A 16,757-nucleotide genomic window follows, 5' to 3' on the forward strand; every position below is an offset into this window, starting at 1 on the left:
CACCACCGACACGTTGATTTTCTCTCCTGGCAGCCATCGTGCCGCCACTCCCCCCCACCGGCTCCAGGGACGCAACCACCAGGGTGATGTCACTTCCCCTGGCAGGCCAACCAGGAAAAAGATTCCCGCCACCTTGTGAAATCAACGGCACCCAACAAGCTGCGTGGTGCAAAACCATTGAGGTTTTTCAGGAAGGCAAAGCCCGACCTGAACAAATGGTGCTTTTCAGTGTGTGCAGTGCAGTGACTCAGGCATGGACTGGAATACATGGCGAAAGACCCGTTCTGTCATGGCCTCCACTTCTTCTTCGGCATAGATGTCCACGGACAGGCCGGTGTCGTCAGCATAGAGAAAATCATGAATCGACATCCGCACCGTGTCCCGGCTGGCCTGCCGCTCCCGCCAGTCGTGGATGCGGTCCACCTCGGCCTGCACCTTGGTCAGAAGCTCCCGGGCCACCTGTTTCACCCGTTCCCGCTCCTTTTTGGAAATGCCATCCTTGGTCAGCAGGTCAAACAGGGCCAGGGAGTTCTCGTCCATCTCCTCCCGAACCGCCCGCTGCTCCTCCTCATCCAACCCTTTCGTGAGTTTCAGCAGTGCCTCGAAGGTTCGCTCGATGGTGGGCCGGTCCTTCTCCCGGTTGTACTCCTCGACGATCTCTTCATAATTTCAAAAACCTCAACGGCGACAGGGCACCCCTTGATATCGCAGCAGACGGCTGCGGCCCTGGCGAGTGGCGACACGGCTGCCGTTCAGACCCAGGTGAGCGCGTCGAACACGGTATTTGTCGCGTCTCTGATTCAGGCCATGGCAACAGGCTCCTCGTTGACCGAGGCCTACCAGGCGGCTGACGTGCAGACCTCGGCGGCACAAGCCCAGGCCCTGGCGGTGCTGGTACCCGCAACCGCATCGGCTGCCGAATTGCCGTTGTTGGCCATGGCCAATCCAGACATGGCAATCCAGGCATCCAGCCTGCTGTTGAACGATGCTGCCACTTTGACGGTACCGACCCCCTGACGATTGTGTCAAGCGACCAGGGCAATACCGGTTCCGGGGGTTCCCTGACCGATACCGACACCGTGGCCATCACGGTCAGTGCGGTCAACGATGCGCCCGTCAACACGGTCCCTGCCGCGCAAACCGCGACCGAGGATACCTCACTGAGCATCAGCGGCCTGGCCATCACCGACAGCGACGCTGGCGGCGGCACCATGCAGATGACGCTGAGCGTCAGCCACGGTTCCCTGACCCTGGCGCAGACCACTGGGCTTACCTTTACCACCGGCGACGGAACAAGCGATGCAACCCTGGTCTTTACCGGAATGAAAAGTACCATCAACAGCGCCATCGGCACGGTAACCTATGTGGGAAATACTTTTTATACCGGCTCGGATACCCTGACCCTCACAACAAGCGATCAGGGCCATACCGGGTCCGGCGGTACCCTGACCGATACCGATACGGTGGCCATCACGGTCGTCGATGGCAATCGATACATTGTCGGTGATGGCAGTGGCGGTGGGGGATGTGGCGGCGGGGGAGGATCGTTTGGTCTGCCTCCAGCCGCAGGAACGGCAGGAATCGGGGGGGGGCAGCGGTGGCGGTTCCAGCATCAATGGTGCGGGAGGAGCGACCCTGGTCTCCGGGGTAGGGTCTTCTGGAACCAACTCGGGTGGTGCCGGAGGCAACAGTGTCACCGATTCCGCTGCCAATACCGGTGCCGGAGGCAACAGTGTCACCGATTCCGCTGCCAATACCGGTACCGGAGGCAGTGGCAACGGCACCGCCGGCGGGGGTGGTGGTGGCGGTTTTGGCGGAGCCGCCGGTGGCAGTGCATCAAGCGGGGTTGGCAGTGCCGGCGATACCACGGCACACTACTGTTTCGATACCTCTGGCTCCATCTACACCTACCTGTCGCAAGAGTCCATCCTGCGTAATGTACTCACCAACTATCCCGGCTATGGCAGTGGCAATGACCTGATCGATGGTGGTGCCGGTTCCAACGAATTGTTCGGCCTCGGCGGCTCCGACACCTTCCAGATCGATTCCGCCGATGCTGGCGACAACCGGATCTGGGATTTGACCGCCAGCGATGTATTGACCCTGAAAACCAGCGGTGCCACGCTCAGCTCGGCAGCACTGGATACGGTCCTGGCAACCAAAACAGTCGGCGACTTTGACGGTGACGGCAACAGCGATGATATCACGCTGACTTTCGAAGGTCATACCATCAAACTGATCAATTTAACCTATGTCGTCAAAAGCGGTACGGATTTGCTCTATTGCAGCAGCGATCCGCTGGTTCTGGATCTGACCGGACAGGGGATCCATTTGACCAGCACGTCGGAAGGTGTGCTGTTCGACATCAATGGAGACGGCACTCTCGACCAGAGTGGCTGGTTCGGGGCAGACAACGGGGTACTCGTACTGGATCGCAACAACAATGGCCGTATTGATGACATCCATGAACTCATTTCGGATCAAACCTTCCCCGGTGTCTGGTCCAGTCTGGCCGCTCTGGCCACCCTGGATCAGAATCATGACGGTCGGATCGATGCTGCGGATACCGCCTACAACACATTGCAAGTCTGGGTGGATCGCAACCAGGATGGCATCTCCTCCCAGGCTGAGTTGTTCTCTCTCGCCCAGTTGGGAATCACGACCCTGGGTCTGGATCTGGACAAGAGCGGCGCAACCAAAATGGCCGGGAACCAGATCAACGGCTATGCCAAGGTGACCTTTGTCGATGGGCACCAGACCACCATGGCGGAAGTTCAGTTTGATCATGACGCCGTGGTGACCACGCCATTACCCACCCCATCTGCCGCAACCACTTCCCTGCCGACAATCGCCGAACCATCCACCTTGACGCCACCATCCATCGCATCGGTGGTCCCCATCGTGGAACCGTCACTGTCTGCTTCCGTACCTCTGGCCTCTGTCGAAACACCTGCTGCGGATGCCTCTTCCGTGCCTCTGCCGGCAACACCTGTAACAACCGAAGCAACCGTGGCAGGAATGGATCCCCCTGCCCAGGTGACATTCCCAGCCACAACAGCGGAAACGACCATGGATCCCCCCCCGCACCAGCAACAATCGAGGATGTAGCATCCGCGCCAGTACAGCGACAACCCCACCCTCAGCCCTGGTATCGGCTGCACCGGTGCCGGAGGTGACCGACCCTGCTCCGGCATCGGCTGCACCGGTGCCGGAGGTGACCAATCCTGTCCCGGCATCGGCTGCACCAGTGCCGGAGGTGACCGACCCTGCTCCGACATTGGCTGCGTCGGTGCCGGAGGTGACCAATCCTGTTCCGGCATCGGCAACACCGGTGCAGGAGGTGCCCGCCCCTGTTCCGGCACAGGAAGTGAGCAACCCGATGCCGGCTCAGGAGGAAGTCGCATCCGTCCCGGGTGGATCAGATGTGGCAACCGTTTTCCAACCCGTGGTCACGGAAAACCCTGCGTCCACGGCAAACACCGCCCAGAATGTTGCCAGCATGCCCATCTCCACGGAGCAGGTGTTCTCTGGAGACATGTTCCAGGTCATGGTACTCGGTGGAGCTGACACCACAACGACCGTGGAACATATGGACAACCCGATGCCGGTCGATGTACTCCCCCTGCCCCCGCACATGGATGCGCCTTTGGCGGCCATTGATCCGCATCCGGTTGTCCTGTGAGGAGCGTAAATTGACGACACGCCCATGAAACCGATTGATTTCTTCGTCAAAATCAACCTTGGCCACATAAGCGCCGCAAATCATGGTTGTCATGATTGGCTCCATTTGGGTCTGAGTGCCACATTGTTGCAGAATATCTCGCAAATCCGCAAGAGTTCCCTTGTCCATCGGGGCAACACCATGAACACTGCTGAACACATCCATGCCGAGGTCACGAGCATGCCCGAGGAACTGGCTGATCACTAGAAATTCTTGATTTTTCTGTTTGATGTGCGCACCGTGCTTTCATATGAAAATCACCTTTGACCCGACTAAAAATGCCGCCAACATCATCAAGCACGATGTGTCACTGGATGCGGCAAGCCGGATCGAATGGAAAACGCTGTACTCGAAACAGGATACTCGACATGATTACGGTGAGGAACGCATGATTGGTTATGCATATATCGGCTTGCGCCTCTTTTGTGTCGTCTATACGGATCGGGATGACGTGCGTCGTATCATCAGTTTGCGCAAGGCCAATGCGAGAGAGGTAAAATACTATGCCGACACTTAAACCAGGTACCATCTGGCCAACAGAAGAAGAAGATATGGCCATTGCACAGGGCATCGCCAACGACCCGGATACCTACGAATTGCCAGACCAGGAATGGGCAGAACTGAGACCTCAAGCACATATCGGATATGAGTACTCTTCGACCAAGGATGATCGTGTCTCGATTTTTTTGTCACGTGAGGTTGTGGAGCGGTTTCGTGCTTCGGGAGCAGGATGGCAAACCCGCATGGACGCAGTCCTGTTGGATTGGCTCAAAACACACTCTTGAGTACCATCTGCCAAGGCCATTCGTCCGGCTGCCGATCAATTCATACCAACGTCCAGCCCCTCGGCACTTTTTCATTGTTGCCACGTCCGGGAAAGCCAGAGCCGTGACGGATCTGCCTCTTTCGGCAACTCCTGTAACTGAATCCGGGGAAGCCGGGATGTACTCCCCCTGCCCCCGCACATGGATGTGCCTTTGGCGGCCATTGATCCGCATCCGGTTGTTCTGTGACTTGTCTGGCAAGCCTTTGATGCTACTCAGGAGTCATGCAAATGTTGAATCTTCCAAAAAAACGTCAGTCTGGTGCTATCCCACGCTCTTGGCAAAGATCCAGATAAACCTGTATGGATTTTTCAAATTCATTTCCCAATTCCTCCACGGAGGAACCATAAAAATTGATCACGGAGCGTAAATTGACGACACGCCCATGAAACCGATTGATTTCTTCGTCAAAATCAACCTTGGCCACATAATCGCCGCAAATCATGGTTGTCATGGTTGACTCCATTTGGGTCTGATGCCACATTGTTGCAAAAAATCTCTCAAATCAGCAACAGCCCCCTTATCCATCTGCGGACGGGGATGTGGACGGTGTTGAACCATGAAAAATTCCCACCTTTAAAAACAAAATCTCCGGATCATACCGATCTTTCCAATAGGGATGCAGCGTATCCGGATAATATTCACGCGCCGAATAATAGGGGGTCATCTGGCAGGAAAAGCCATTCTTTTGAAAAAATTCAAGAATATCCGTGGCCCGGAACAAATTGACATGGCGACCCTGTTTCCGGAAATAGGCTTCCGGCTCCATGGTATAAATCTCCTGCAAGGGATGTGACAGGGGGCGATGACTGCCAAAATCGACGCAATGCAAAAAGCGCCCCCCGGGCGCGGCCAGGGAACGCAAGGCGGCAATACTTTCCGGCAAGGGAGAAATGTGTTCCAGGACCGAGTTGGACAACATGATGTCAAAATCCCCCCCCAGACTTTTTTGGAGGTGGGTATCCGGGACCACGGTGATCCGTTCCCGAACCATGCGACAAAAAGCATCGAATTCCAGACGCGGACCGAACAAGCCGGTAAAATCCCGATAACAACCCAGAAGATAGGGATTCTTGAACTGCGGATGATCCCAGACAGCGGGATCAAACATGGGTTCGGTGCTGACATAGGCCGAGCAGCCCAGAAACACCGCCAAAGGCCCCCAACCCAGATTGGGACCACACCCCAGCTCCAGGACCCGCTTGCCGGCGAAATCCAGCGGTGCCCAATCCGGATGCACCCGCCGGATGATCATTTCATAGCGATTGAGAAAGTCGAACGCCCGTTGCGTCCGGGAATATTTCGGGGAAGCAAAGATGGCATCCAGGTCATAGCGACTGGTACCACCCGGCAGCAGACGCCGTTGCAAGGCACGCACCACATCCCGTGGCGGTCTCTCCCACAGGGAACGCACGATACGGGCGGGAAGAGACCGGAATTTTTGCCACATGATCACTCAACCGGAAAAAAGTTCGGCACTGCTGGAGGATGCGGAAAAAAAATCGTTCATGCCCGACACCGGATCAGGGGTTCCTGGCGAACCTGCAACTCTTTGCGTACCTGACGCAACGATTGCAGCCGGCGATTTTCCGCATAAAGTTGTTCAGCCACTTCCGACTGATAAGCCGTCAGGCCGGACTGGATATCCGGGAGACGCCGCAACAGGCCATCGAGACGCTCCCGCCAACGCACCTTGTCGGTTGCCCGGTTGGTTTTGACCTGCGACTCCAGGAGCAGGAGCTGGACAACACCTTCCCACTCCTCGGTCAGGCTCGACAAGCGCTCATCCTCGATTTGATCAGGCCTGGCCATCAGATCCAGAAGCTTTTCCAACCGATCCAGGGTATCGTCCATGGTCTTTCAGAGACTCTTGGAAATCGAGCGTCCCGGAACAGTGCCTGCGCCCGGGGTTGCACCTGTTGCACTGGCTTTCACCTGCTTGATCGCCACCCGCCACCCATCCAGAAGCGTGGAGAGCTGGTTGATCACTTCCCGAATGTACGAGACATCCCGCGTCAAATTGGCCTGTGTCAGATAGTCGAGCATGAAACCATACAGCTCGAACAACTTGATGGCCACCTCCCCGCCTTTCTGGAAGTCCAGCGTACTCTGCAACTCGGAAATGATCGCCAAACCTTTCCGGAGATTCAGTTTATGCTCGGCCAGATTTTTGGCTTCCTTCTCGACGATGGCAAGCTCCAGGAAGCGAATAGCCCCCTCATACAGCATGATGAGCAAATCCTCCCTGGATGCTGTGGTGGCTCGTGATGTTTTATAGCTCTGCAATCCGTAGGACATATAGCCACCCCATCATGGTATCAGGAGACCAGCACTGATTTTGCCGCACCGCGCCAACCATCCAGCAAGGTTTCCAGTGGCGCGACGACCCGCGTCATGTATTCGACCCGGTGGGTCAATTCAGCCTGTTTCAAACTGTCCAGCATGAAAATATAGAGATCATTCAACTGGGCTGACAACTGACCACCATCCTTGAAATTAAGCGTTCTTTTCAGCTCTTCGATAATCCGGCAGCTCCGGTTGAGATTCCATTTGAACTCTTCGACCTGTTCATCGGCCAGGGCATCCTGGGCATCCTCGATGTAACCGATAGCACCTTCATACAATCTGACCACCACTTCAAGCGGGGACATGTCGAGGATTCTGTTCACCTCTGCGTTCATTCCTGCGCCACTTGATTCCACGATTTGGAGTTCCATCTTATTCTCCTGCATGCCCATTTTAAAATTCAAATCCATATACCCGTAACAGCCAGGAGGTCAGACGCTGCCCGACCCCGGCTTGCCAAGGCTACCCGGTGAAAGCTTCATTTCAAGCCAGAGAGTGCCTGTTGCAGCGCGGTTCCCTGGCCCTGCATCGAATTCGTTAATTTTTCCAGGTTGGCAAATTTCAAGGTCAAGCGTTCGCGCACCTTGTCCAGGCGTGCCTGTTCCCGATCCATCTGACTGCCCAGCGACGTGATCCGATAGCTGATTCCCTCGATTTTGGAGGAAACCGGACTGCCCGTACTGGCGGTCAGATCGGTCAACAAATCATTCAAACGATACGACAAGCCACGCTTGGCCCCCGCTGCATCGAAGTTGGCCTTGTCCGTCGCTGTCGGATTGATGGTGAAAATCGAGGAGATGACATCGTACCCTTGGGCAACCGCGGTAGCAAAAGCAGTTGAATCAAGAGACAATTTACCATCCGAGGTGCTGGAGCGAATGCCGATTTCAGCCAGCATTGAATAGGGCGACAAAACCGTATACGGACCACCTGTGGGAGAGGTGTTGTAGGTCGAGTATTGCAACTCCTGGCGCACCTGAGACAGGACAGTACGCGCCAATGAGGCATCCTTCTGCAAACGTCCGCCTTTGGTACCCTCCTTGTTGACAAAATCGACGATATCGTTGAAGGAGGAGATGAAATCGTTGAGACTCTCCTTCAGCTTGTCCGTATCGTTGGCAACCGCGAGGGTTTTGTTGGCACCGGTCGCCAAAAGATTCAAGGTCACCCCGGTCAAGGCCGTACTGACCGTATTGCTTGTACTGCTCACGGCAACACCATCGATCGTTACGGATGCATTGACCCCGGCCACATTCTGGGTCAGGGTGGGGGCACCACCGGTAAAATCGATTGAACTTCCCCCGGCGAAGGTCAGGGTTCCGGATCCTGCCGTCAAGTCAATACGTTGGGCAGCACCATTCAAGCCTCCCTCTCTGGCACGCAACACCAGACGATAATTTGTCCCGTCATACAGGACACTGGCATCGACGCCCGTGGTGGAAGAGGGATTGAGGGTTGTGTTGTTGTTGATGGCTGCCGCAACATCCGCCAAGGTCGATGATGCCGAAACCGCCGTATCGTAGTTGGTGCCATTGTAATTGATCCGGATGGTTGCCCCGGCTGTCAACGTATCTGTCGAGGTCGTGGGACCCGTGCCCGCGTTGGACGAAATAGACTGATTGGCCGCCAGGGTCGTCACTGTGACCGAATGGGTCGCCGATTGTGCATCACTGCTGGCCGTGGCCGTAAAAACGGTCGTATCCGAAGAAGTGACGGTATGGGGCCGGAAAAACGACGGATCCTTCAGCTCCACGGCCTTGGTATTCAGGGCCAGCAACTTCGTTTTCAGGTCGGAAATCGCACTGCGTTGTGAGGTGTAGAGCGCCTCCCGCTTCTGCAAAGCGGTCATGCGGGTCTGCTCGGCCTTCATCAACTGGTCAACGATATCCGACGGCAAACCGCTGGCCAATCCGCCAAATGTCACACTTCCGAGCGCCATGACCTATCCTCCTGGATAGTTGAACCCGATACGGGTTACGAGCCTACACCTTTGCATCGTACAAGACACCTTCCAGATCCTTCATGCGCCGGGAAAGGGCCAGCATGCTCTCACTGGGAAACTGATTCACCACCTCGTCAGTATTCTTATCGACAACTCGCACCACCAACTTTTGCGATTTTTCATCCACCCTGAACTGCAACGCGGTGGACCCGACCAGGGACTTGTTGAACTCCTCGACTTTGGCGTCCAACCAGGAGCGTTCGACCTGACCTGATTTGACTCCGGGAATTTTATCCCGTTCCTTGTCCTGCGCCAGTTTTTCCTCCGGAATGATTTTTTCCGGTTCCGTCACGCCTGGAATGGGTACCTCCCGCCGATCGACAGACTCCATACCGACCCCCGACCGGCGGGTCCCATCCGTTGCACTGCCATCCACATATCCCCACGTCATGTTGAGTGAGGATCCGATATTATTGACATCACTCATTGGAATGCCCTCGATTCTGCAAAATCAGGCCGCCACACCGGGCACGACACGATTTCCGGTCATCCCGCCGTCGTTATTTCCCAAGCAACTGCAAGGCCAATTGCGGCTGTTGATTGGCCTGGGCCAAAACCGCTGTTCCGGCTTGTTGCATGATCGCATTTTTGGTCAGAGTGGCTGTCTCTGCCGCAATGTCGGTATCCTGGATCCGCGACCGGGCCGCCGAAGTGTTTTCCACCATGTTGGACAGGTTGGCAATAACCGACTCGAACCGGGACTGCACGGCACCCAGGTTGGCGCGAATGTTGTTCACCTTGTCCAGGGCGTAGTCCACCATGGCCAGGGCCGAGTTGGCTCCGGCAACCGTGCTGACGGTCAAATCACTCAGACCATTGCTGTCTGCCGCCGCATCCAGGAATGAGGTCGCACCCCTGGTACCACCGGAGAGCAGACCGGTCAGGGTCGCATTGTCGATGCTGAAGCCAATGATTTCACCGGAAAACGCCCCAACCTGAAACTGTTGGTTGATGTAGCTGCCGGTCAACAGATTCACCCTGTTGAACGTCGATTGGTTGGCGATGCGCTGCACGTCCGACAGCAACTGTTGCACTTCCAGATTCAGACTGTTGCGGTCTGACGAATTGTAGGTGGAGTTGGCTGCCTGCACGGCCAATTCCCGGATCCGTTGCAAGGCACTGGTGGTTTCGTCCAGGGCACCTTCTGCCACCTGGGCCAGAGAGATGCCATCGTTGGCATTGCGAATCGCCATGTTCATACCGCGAATCTGCGCCGTCACCCTCTGGCTGATGGCCATGCCTGCCGCATCATCCCGGGACGAATTGATCCGCAACCCCGACGCCAACCGCTTGAAGGTCACTCCCAACGAATTGGTGGACTTTGACAAATTGCGTTGCGCATTCAACGAAGTTACGTTTGTATTGATATAAAGCGCCATGATATTACCCTCTTCCTGACATGACTCCGCATCATTCCTGTCTCGGACTCATCCTTGACCACAACCTACCCAAAACGTCGTCCGGGTATCAGATTCCGGCAGCCGCCCGCATCTGGCGTTTCGACCGTTCGGCCCGATCATTCTGCTCCTTGAAGTTTTGGCGCAGATTTTCGGGAATCAGGGGCTGACGCGGTGAATATTCCTTGAGCAGAATCTGCTTGCCCTGCCGATTCACCACATTCACGACCACAGGACCTGCCAGGTTGGTCCGCATCTCCTCGGGACGCCCCTCGGGAATGGTCACCAGGCAGAAAATTTCCACATCCTCACCCCGGATCAGACCAATGGACTCCGCATCCGGATCCTGGATGGCAAACTCCAGATCCGAGAAAAAGTCGAAGGGGTTGATGACAATGAAGGCAATTTCCGCTTCATCGACCGATTGCAGCCAGAAAAACGAGGAGTCCTCCCCATAGGGAAAGAGCAAAAACCGCTTGCTCAATGGGAATCCCAGCAATCCCTCGTTCAGTCGGATGATTTCACCTTCATCAAATTCCAACATGCCAAAACGTGTTCCCTGAAGTTCCATAATCAGTTCTCCATCCTGCCAACGAATCCCCTACCGGAGGAAATCAAGCAGGGACGTGTTCAGCACCTGCCGCTCGCTGCTCACAATCACCTGCAACGCTTGCGTCGTTTGTTCCAGACGACTCATCACCTCAAAAGCATCTGCACTCACATTCTTGGTTTTGGCCTCGGTCAGGCTCACGCCATCATCTTCCAGGGTGGAGTTGATGGCATCCACCTGGGCGGCCCGAATACCGGTGATGGCCTGCATATCCGAGGCTTGTGCCCTGGCTTCCTGAATCCGTCCCAGCCAGGCGTTGACCTCTTCGGTATCGGTCCGCATGAAGGCACCGCGCAGGGCGGTCAAGGCGGCCAACATGTTCACCCCGCGCCCGGGGGGCGACTTGCCGTTGATCAATTCATCGCCCGTGACATTGCCTTCCAGATTGCGCGTATCGGCAACCTTGATCCGCCGGTCCGCTTCCCCACCCTGGTAGGCCGGGATCACTTCGAAGAAGAAGGCATCTCCGTTGGCCTGAGTCTTGGTGGGTGTAGCCGTGAAGGAGACTCCGGTCGCCACGTTGATGGTTTGCGTTCCACCCGTTGCCTTGACATCCGTTGTTGTGCCATCCACATCCACCGAGTAGACAGGTGCCGCCAGGGCCACACCATTCGCATCCATGGTCTTGTAGGTCACCTTGACGCTCATAGGGACCGACGCTGGTTGTCCTGTCACCTTCGCGGCATAATCCGTCCCGGCCACATCGATGAATGACCCGGTACCACCGGCACGCATTTTCACTCCGGTGGCCATCACCACACCGTCACCAAACGGCATGCGTGATTTGCCACCACCAAACAGAGGCACCCCATCCATGGCCGTATTGGCATACTTCATCACATCCTGATACATCGCCAACACTTCCTGACCGGTCGCCTTCATGACCTGGGGCAAACCACCTGAATTGGATGTACCCATCTTGACCACCAGCTCCTGGGCGTCCTGAAACTTGTCCTGGATGGTCTGGATGCTGTGTTCCGCCATCACGAAACGTTCAGTCGCCATGCCTGTGGTCTTTTTCAGCGTCTCCACACTGGCCAGATCCGACGAAAACAGAAGGTGCCGGAACATGGAAGTCGGATCATCGGAAGGCCGGGTCAGACGATTCCCGGATGTGGTCTGTTCCTGGAGTTTGCGCAGATCCTCATACTTGCCTTGCAGAGAACCGGCCATGTTCCTGTACAACATTGTCTGGGTTACACGCACGACACCCTCCTGTCTCCGCCAACCTTCCCGCCAACCTTACCGTGCCATACCGAGGATCGATTGCAGCAACTCATCGGCAACCGACACCATTTTGCTGGAGGCCTGGAAGGCCCGCTGAAACTTGACCAGATCCGTCAACTCCTCTTCCATCGACACCCCGGAAACCGAATCCCGCATTTCCTGAAGAAAATCATGGGTGGATTTTTGCGCCACGATGGCCTGTTTGGTCTGGCTGCCGTCAACACCCACATCCCCGACGATATCCGCATACTGCCGACTGAAGGTTGTGCTGTGACCGGCAAAATTGAAGTTTGCCGTCCGCAGGGCACCCATCGCGATCACGCCGGCGTTACTCACATCGTCAAACCGGGGAAGACCGGCAGAATCCGTAACCACCCGGGATATGCCGAGCTGATTCGTATCCCGCAACAAGGCGGGGTTGACCACCATGTCCCGCGCCCCGTTGCCGCCAAACAACGCCCCGACTCCCAAAGCCGCCAGTATGTTGCTCGTGTCCGAAACCACCCCGTACACTCCGGTGGTCGCGACCGGGGTTGTCCCGGCAGGCACGGCCCCGGGTGTTCCGGGGATGACCTTGCTGCTGATCTGAAGCCGATTGTCGGCGGTGATGGTTGCCGTCACCGCCGGCGAGGCATTCAAGACATCCCGAATCTGCGTCAGACTCTGTGTGGCCGGATCAATATTGACTGTGGCCAGCGTCAAATTATCGGCATTCGGACCATAGGCAAAGGTGATCGTCCCCTTCTGCACCCGGGAGAGATCGGTCGGACCTCCCTGATACAGGGGGCTGCTTGCATCCGTCACCAGGGTTCCCACGGCCTTGGTCAACTCTTTTCCCAGCACCATCAATCCTGTCTGGCTCTTGTACATGGCAGGAGCCACGGATTGGCTGTGGACCACGTTCACCTGAAAGCGCACTTCATCGACCAGATTTTCCAGACGTGTCAAATAACCACCACCACCCTGAAGCACCTGATCCCGGATTTCCAACAGACCCTTCAAGGCTCCGCCGCCAATCTGCGCTGAATAGTCGAATGGTTTGCCGTCGATACTGATCCCGTCAAAACCCGTCGCCGTCCTCTGATTGTTGCGCGACAACTGCGTGACATATTGATCATCCACGAGGAGCTGCCCGGATCCGGTCTGAAGCATCATCCCGCCATTGGCCCCTTCCAAAACCTGCACATCGATCATGCCGCTCAGTTTATCGAGCATTTGCTGGCGTTGATCGAGGAGATCCAGGGGATCCGTTCCGGCACCCTTGGCCTGAATCACCTGTAGATTGATGTCACGAAAATTCTTCAACTGGCTGTTCAGGTCCTCCAGAACAACGTTGATTTCCTTATCGATGGGCAGGGCCATTTCCGACAGATTCTTGTGCATTTTGTTGGCTTGCAGGGTCAGACTCTGCGCATCGCTCACCACCTGGGCGCGGGCCACCGTGTTGGCCGGATTGTCGGCAGCGTTATCCACGGCATCGAAAAACTTTTCCAGACGCGAGGCAAAACCTTCCCCATTCATCTCATTGAATACATTCTCGATCTGTGTCAAAAACCGATCCCGCGCTTCCAGCCGTCCGTTCTCACCGGCACTCAACCGCAGCCGGCGATCCACGAGGTCATCCACCTTCCGATTGACTTCCGAAATCTGCACCCCTTCCCCGCCGGCTTCCCGTCCATGAGCTGACTTGGGATTCGCTTCCAGGGCAATCACCTGCCGCGAATAACCCGGTGTATTGGCGTTGGCGATGTTGTGCGAAACCACCTTCAATGCGCCTTGATTGGCAAACAGGCCCAGTTTGGAACTGTTCAGGATGTTCGAAATCGCCATGGGAAGTGTCCTTTTTTTCCGCTACCAACGCTACAACGGCCTTGTTTTTACAAATCCATCACGCAAGATAAGGCATGACAATGAAAATAAAGCAAATTGCATGCCAGCAACCACTGGCACGCCAAATCCGCCCTTTGATCCATTTCTGGTCGAAGGTGCGGTTTGCCTGTTTAACGCATACTTCGTGCCAACCACCATTTTGCCGCATTCACGGGGCATTCCGGACCAGAACGACCCCGGGTGGCCATAAATGGCTGGGAAAGATGGGCAAATGTTTCCCACTCATACCCATCCGGGCGGCATAATTGTCCGCCACCCCATGACGCACGGGTTTTGGCGTGTTAACTTTTTGTCGTCAACCTCAAGCGCCAACCACCAGGAACACCATGCAACAATCACCCATTCTGACTGTCGCCATTCGTGCTGCCCGCAAGGCCGGCAGCATTGCCCTGCGCCATTTCGACCGCCGGGACGAACTCACCATCCGCGAAAAGCATCCGCACGATTTCGTCTCCGATGCCGACACCCATGTCGAAAAAGAGATTCTCTACCATCTGCGCAAGGCCTATCCCCAACATGGCATCCTGGCCGAGGAGAGTGCCTTCGATAACAAGCTGCGCCAGGGAGCGTACTGGATCATCGATCCCATCGACGGCACCACCAATTTTCTGCATGGAATCCCCCACTTTTCCATATCCATTGCCCTGGCCCAGGATGACCAGATCATGGCCGGACTGGTCTTCGACCCGGTCAAGGATGAACTTTTTGCCGCCGAGAGAGGCCGGGGGGCCTTTCTCAACGACCGGCGCATCCGGGTTGCCAACACCAGATCTTTGGCCGATGCCTTTCTGGTTACCGGTTTTCCAGTCCATAACAGGGCTTTGCGTCCCCTCTATCTCCAGTCCTTCACGACACTCCTGATGGCGAGTGGTCCAGGTGTGCGACGCACCGGCAGTGCCGCCCTCGATCTGGCCTATACGGCTGCCGGACGTTTCGATGGCTTCTGGGAACTGGACCTCAATCCCTGGGATATTGCCGCCGGTGCCCTCCTCGTGCGGGAGGCCGGCGGTTTCGTCTCCGATCTCAATGGCGAAAATGGTTTTCTTGAATCCGGTGACATCCTGGCCGCCAATCCCCCCCTGCACGCCGAACTTTTGGCAACCATCCGCAGTTCCGGATTGTCCTCGCCAGCGGTCGGGCGTATCAGGTGAATATAAAAATACTTTGAATATGAGTATTTATTGGGGCTTCGCCCCAGACCCCACTGGGGCGTTGCCCCAGACCCCACTGGGGCGTTGCCCCAGACCCCACTGGGGGAAGAATCCCCCAGACCCCCTCTTTTCTTTCATTCGTTTTTTTTTGGGAGGATCCCATGACTCTGAAAAACTGGGTGCGGCCCAACATTCTGGCCATGGCCGGGTACGTCCCGGGAGAACAGCCCGCCGCCGGTCAACCCGTGATCAAGCTCAACACCAATGAAAACCCCTATGGACCACCGGACGTGGTCCGCCAGGCCATCGTCGCCGCAGCAGGCGAAACCCTGCGCCTCTATCCACCCCCCGATGCCAAACCGGTCCGGGAGGCGGCAGCCCTGGCTTATGGCGTCCAACCCGAACAGGTGGTGGTCGGCAATGGTTCGGATGATCTCCTGACCATGATTCTGCGTCTGTTCGCAGACACGGATCGCATCGTGGCCGCCCCGGATCCCACCTACACCCTGTATGAACCCCTGACCCGAATGCAGAACGGACGCTATGTCGCCGTCCCCTGGGAAGCCGATCTCTCCCTGCCGGTGGCCAAACTGGCCGCTCTGGCCGCCCATTTGATCCTTGTTGCCCGCCCCAATGCCCCCACCGGGCATGCGGTCAAATTGGCCGAGGTGGCGGATCTTTGCCGCCGCACCCCGGGCGTGGTGGTCCTGGACGAAGCCTATGCCGATTTTGCCGACGATACCGGTCTGGGATTGCTGGCGGACCACCCCAATCTGCTCCTGATCCGCAGTTTTTCCAAATCCCTGTCACTGGCAGGATTGCGCATTGGTCTGGGATTCATGTCCCCTCCCCTCGCCCAGGAGATGCACAAGGTTCGCGACTCCTATAACCTGGACCGTATTGCCCAGGCAGCGGCCACCGCTGCCCTGACCCATCTGGAAGCCTTCCGGCCCGCCATCACCGCCATCCGCGCCGAGCGTCGCCGCAGCACGGACCAGTTACGACAACGCGGCTTTCAGGTCCCGGAAAGCCAGGCCAATTTCATCCTGGCCACCGTCCCCCCCGGATCGCGCACCGGTGCCGACTGGACCGCCGCCCTGAAAAAAGAGGGAATCCTGATCCGCTTTTTTGCCGCCGATCCCCGCCTGACCGACAAGCTTCGCATCACCATCGGCACTCCCACGGAAATGAATGCCCTTCTCCAGGCCGTGGACCGGATCCTGGGCAATCGGGACCCGGACAATGCCTGAAATCAGTCGTTTCCTGGGGATCATCATCCCCCCCCCGGAATTTTTGCAAAATCTGCTCGTGGCCTGAACCCATTGCAATCAACCAGGATGGACCCCTGAACAGATCGTCAATATGAAAAATCCAAAAAAAGACAACAGGTCACAGTACGACACGACCATCAAGGACCTGCTCGAACACTTCCCGCAGCGCCTGTTGCAAATCCTGATCGGGCAACAAGCAGTCCAACTTCTTCCCGTGGAGTTTGCATCCACACAGAAAAGAATCCCGGATTTGATATTTCTCCTGAAAAATGATACGATTTTTCATCTGGAGTCCAATCTGGACAATCCTCGCGCTTT

The 16,757-nt window shown here is 56.5% G+C and carries 22 protein-coding genes; 10 read left to right on the forward strand and 12 right to left on the reverse strand.

Going from position 1 to position 16,757, the window contains the following annotated elements:
* Positions 1-225 precede the first annotated feature (225 nt).
* Positions 226-657 (reverse strand): DUF3387 domain-containing protein, encoded by a 432-nt coding sequence (locus tag HQL65_16365; GenBank protein ID MBF0137805.1) that lies wholly within the window; start codon positions 655-657, stop codon positions 226-228.
* Between the two features lie 42 nt (positions 658-699).
* Between HQL65_16365 and HQL65_16370 the strand changes: the two genes are divergently transcribed.
* From HQL65_16370 to HQL65_16395, 6 genes are all read left to right on the forward strand, one after another.
* On the forward strand, positions 700-1,017 hold the full coding sequence (locus tag HQL65_16370; GenBank protein ID MBF0137806.1) for a hypothetical protein: 318 nt from the start codon (positions 700-702) through the stop codon (positions 1,015-1,017).
* 465 nt (positions 1,018-1,482) lie between these two features.
* Entirely contained in the window at positions 1,483-3,108 is a 1,626-nt protein-coding gene (locus tag HQL65_16375; protein MBF0137807.1) for a hypothetical protein, read from the forward strand.
* A gap of 64 nt (positions 3,109-3,172) precedes the next feature.
* A complete protein-coding gene (locus tag HQL65_16380; GenBank protein MBF0137808.1) occupies positions 3,173-3,682 on the forward strand; it encodes a hypothetical protein in 510 nt (169 codons plus the stop codon).
* Positions 3,683-3,706: 24 nt separating this feature from the next.
* Positions 3,707-3,928, forward strand: coding sequence for a hypothetical protein (locus HQL65_16385; protein MBF0137809.1), 222 nt, complete (start codon positions 3,707-3,709; stop codon positions 3,926-3,928).
* A gap of 43 nt (positions 3,929-3,971) precedes the next feature.
* Complete coding sequence (locus HQL65_16390) at positions 3,972-4,238, forward strand: BrnT family toxin (GenBank protein ID MBF0137810.1); 267 nt, start codon at positions 3,972-3,974, stop codon at positions 4,236-4,238.
* Positions 4,225-4,506, forward strand: a complete 282-nt coding sequence (locus HQL65_16395; protein ID MBF0137811.1) for a BrnA antitoxin family protein — start codon at positions 4,225-4,227, stop codon at positions 4,504-4,506. Before HQL65_16390 ends, HQL65_16395 begins: the two co-directional genes overlap by 14 nt.
* 292 nt (positions 4,507-4,798) lie before the next feature.
* Here the strand turns inward: HQL65_16395 and HQL65_16400 are convergent, their stop codons facing one another.
* The 11 genes from HQL65_16400 to flgK form a co-directional block, all read right to left on the reverse strand.
* Positions 4,799-4,999, reverse strand: coding sequence for a type II toxin-antitoxin system HicB family antitoxin (locus tag HQL65_16400; GenBank protein ID MBF0137812.1), 201 nt, complete (start codon positions 4,997-4,999; stop codon positions 4,799-4,801).
* A 66-nt stretch (positions 5,000-5,065) separates the two neighbouring features.
* On the reverse strand, positions 5,066-5,995 hold the full coding sequence (locus tag HQL65_16405) for a methyltransferase domain-containing protein (protein MBF0137813.1): 930 nt from the start codon (positions 5,993-5,995) through the stop codon (positions 5,066-5,068).
* Between the two features lie 56 nt (positions 5,996-6,051).
* Positions 6,052-6,399 carry a hypothetical protein gene (locus HQL65_16410; protein MBF0137814.1) on the reverse strand — a complete coding sequence of 116 codons (348 nt, stop codon included), beginning with the start codon at positions 6,397-6,399 and terminating at the stop codon, positions 6,052-6,054.
* A gap of 6 nt (positions 6,400-6,405) precedes the next feature.
* Positions 6,406-6,843, reverse strand: coding sequence for a flagellar export chaperone FliS (gene fliS / locus HQL65_16415; GenBank protein ID MBF0137815.1), 438 nt, complete (start codon positions 6,841-6,843; stop codon positions 6,406-6,408).
* 20 nt (positions 6,844-6,863) lie between these two features.
* Positions 6,864-7,262: a flagellar export chaperone FliS gene (gene fliS, locus HQL65_16420; protein MBF0137816.1), complete on the reverse strand. Its 399-nt coding sequence runs from the start codon at positions 7,260-7,262 to the stop codon at positions 6,864-6,866.
* 107 nt (positions 7,263-7,369) lie between these two features.
* Complete coding sequence (gene fliD, locus HQL65_16425) at positions 7,370-8,830, reverse strand: flagellar filament capping protein FliD (GenBank protein MBF0137817.1); 1,461 nt, start codon at positions 8,828-8,830, stop codon at positions 7,370-7,372.
* Between the two features lie 43 nt (positions 8,831-8,873).
* Positions 8,874-9,320, reverse strand: a complete 447-nt coding sequence (locus tag HQL65_16430; GenBank protein MBF0137818.1) for a flagellar protein FlaG — start codon at positions 9,318-9,320, stop codon at positions 8,874-8,876.
* A 73-nt stretch (positions 9,321-9,393) separates the two neighbouring features.
* The gene (locus tag HQL65_16435) at positions 9,394-10,272 is read right to left on the reverse strand and encodes a flagellin FliC (GenBank protein ID MBF0137819.1); all 879 of its coding nucleotides are present in this window, start codon (positions 10,270-10,272) and stop codon (positions 9,394-9,396) included.
* 88 nt (positions 10,273-10,360) lie between these two features.
* On the reverse strand, positions 10,361-10,861 hold the full coding sequence (locus HQL65_16440) for a flagellar assembly protein FliW (protein MBF0137820.1): 501 nt from the start codon (positions 10,859-10,861) through the stop codon (positions 10,361-10,363).
* Positions 10,862-10,891: 30 nt separating this feature from the next.
* Entirely contained in the window at positions 10,892-12,106 is a 1,215-nt protein-coding gene (flgL, locus tag HQL65_16445) for a flagellar hook-associated protein FlgL (protein MBF0137821.1), read from the reverse strand.
* 36 nt (positions 12,107-12,142) lie between these two features.
* The gene (gene flgK / locus HQL65_16450) at positions 12,143-13,957 is read right to left on the reverse strand and encodes a flagellar hook-associated protein FlgK (protein ID MBF0137822.1); all 1,815 of its coding nucleotides are present in this window, start codon (positions 13,955-13,957) and stop codon (positions 12,143-12,145) included.
* Here flgK and HQL65_16455 point away from each other — a divergent pair.
* The 4 genes from HQL65_16455 to HQL65_16470 all read left to right on the forward strand — a co-directional run.
* On the forward strand, positions 13,941-14,207 hold the full coding sequence (locus tag HQL65_16455; GenBank protein ID MBF0137823.1) for a hypothetical protein: 267 nt from the start codon (positions 13,941-13,943) through the stop codon (positions 14,205-14,207). The two genes, flgK and HQL65_16455, sit on opposite strands and share 17 nt — an antisense overlap.
* A gap of 136 nt (positions 14,208-14,343) precedes the next feature.
* Complete coding sequence (locus HQL65_16460) at positions 14,344-15,168, forward strand: inositol monophosphatase (GenBank protein MBF0137824.1); 825 nt, start codon at positions 14,344-14,346, stop codon at positions 15,166-15,168.
* Between the two features lie 161 nt (positions 15,169-15,329).
* Entirely contained in the window at positions 15,330-16,418 is a 1,089-nt protein-coding gene (hisC, locus tag HQL65_16465) for a histidinol-phosphate transaminase (protein MBF0137825.1), read from the forward strand.
* Positions 16,419-16,530: 112 nt separating this feature from the next.
* Positions 16,531-16,757 (forward strand): hypothetical protein (locus HQL65_16470; protein ID MBF0137826.1); only part of this gene is annotated, 227 nt, incomplete at its 3' end.

The sequence above is a fragment of the Magnetococcales bacterium genome, from assembly GCA_015228935.1.
Taxonomy (GTDB): domain Bacteria; phylum Pseudomonadota; class Magnetococcia; order Magnetococcales; family DC0425bin3; genus HA3dbin3.

Coding starts and splice junctions, on each gene's coding strand:
- HQL65_16400 (MBF0137812.1), bottom strand. CDS start 4,999: ATGACAACCATGATTTGCGGCGATTATGTGGCCAAGGTTGATTTTGAC.
- hisC (MBF0137825.1), top strand. CDS start 15,330: ATGACTCTGAAAAACTGGGTGCGGCCCAACATTCTGGCCATGGCCGGG.
- HQL65_16455 (MBF0137823.1), top strand. CDS start 13,941: ATGTTCGAAATCGCCATGGGAAGTGTCCTTTTTTTCCGCTACCAACGC.
- HQL65_16375 (MBF0137807.1), top strand. CDS start 1,483: ATGGCAATCGATACATTGTCGGTGATGGCAGTGGCGGTGGGGGATGTG.
- fliS (MBF0137816.1), bottom strand. CDS start 7,262: ATGGAACTCCAAATCGTGGAATCAAGTGGCGCAGGAATGAACGCAGAG.
- HQL65_16435 (MBF0137819.1), bottom strand. CDS start 10,272: ATGGCGCTTTATATCAATACAAACGTAACTTCGTTGAATGCGCAACGC.
- HQL65_16430 (MBF0137818.1), bottom strand. CDS start 9,320: ATGAGTGATGTCAATAATATCGGATCCTCACTCAACATGACGTGGGGA.
- fliS (MBF0137815.1), bottom strand. CDS start 6,843: ATGTCCTACGGATTGCAGAGCTATAAAACATCACGAGCCACCACAGCA.
- HQL65_16460 (MBF0137824.1), top strand. CDS start 14,344: ATGCAACAATCACCCATTCTGACTGTCGCCATTCGTGCTGCCCGCAAG.
- HQL65_16385 (MBF0137809.1), top strand. CDS start 3,707: ATGAAACCGATTGATTTCTTCGTCAAAATCAACCTTGGCCACATAAGC.
- HQL65_16405 (MBF0137813.1), bottom strand. CDS start 5,995: ATGTGGCAAAAATTCCGGTCTCTTCCCGCCCGTATCGTGCGTTCCCTG.
- flgK (MBF0137822.1), bottom strand. CDS start 13,957: ATGGCGATTTCGAACATCCTGAACAGTTCCAAACTGGGCCTGTTTGCC.
- HQL65_16410 (MBF0137814.1), bottom strand. CDS start 6,399: ATGGACGATACCCTGGATCGGTTGGAAAAGCTTCTGGATCTGATGGCC.
- HQL65_16395 (MBF0137811.1), top strand. CDS start 4,225: ATGCCGACACTTAAACCAGGTACCATCTGGCCAACAGAAGAAGAAGAT.
- HQL65_16440 (MBF0137820.1), bottom strand. CDS start 10,861: ATGGAACTTCAGGGAACACGTTTTGGCATGTTGGAATTTGATGAAGGT.
- HQL65_16390 (MBF0137810.1), top strand. CDS start 3,972: ATGAAAATCACCTTTGACCCGACTAAAAATGCCGCCAACATCATCAAG.
- fliD (MBF0137817.1), bottom strand. CDS start 8,830: ATGGCGCTCGGAAGTGTGACATTTGGCGGATTGGCCAGCGGTTTGCCG.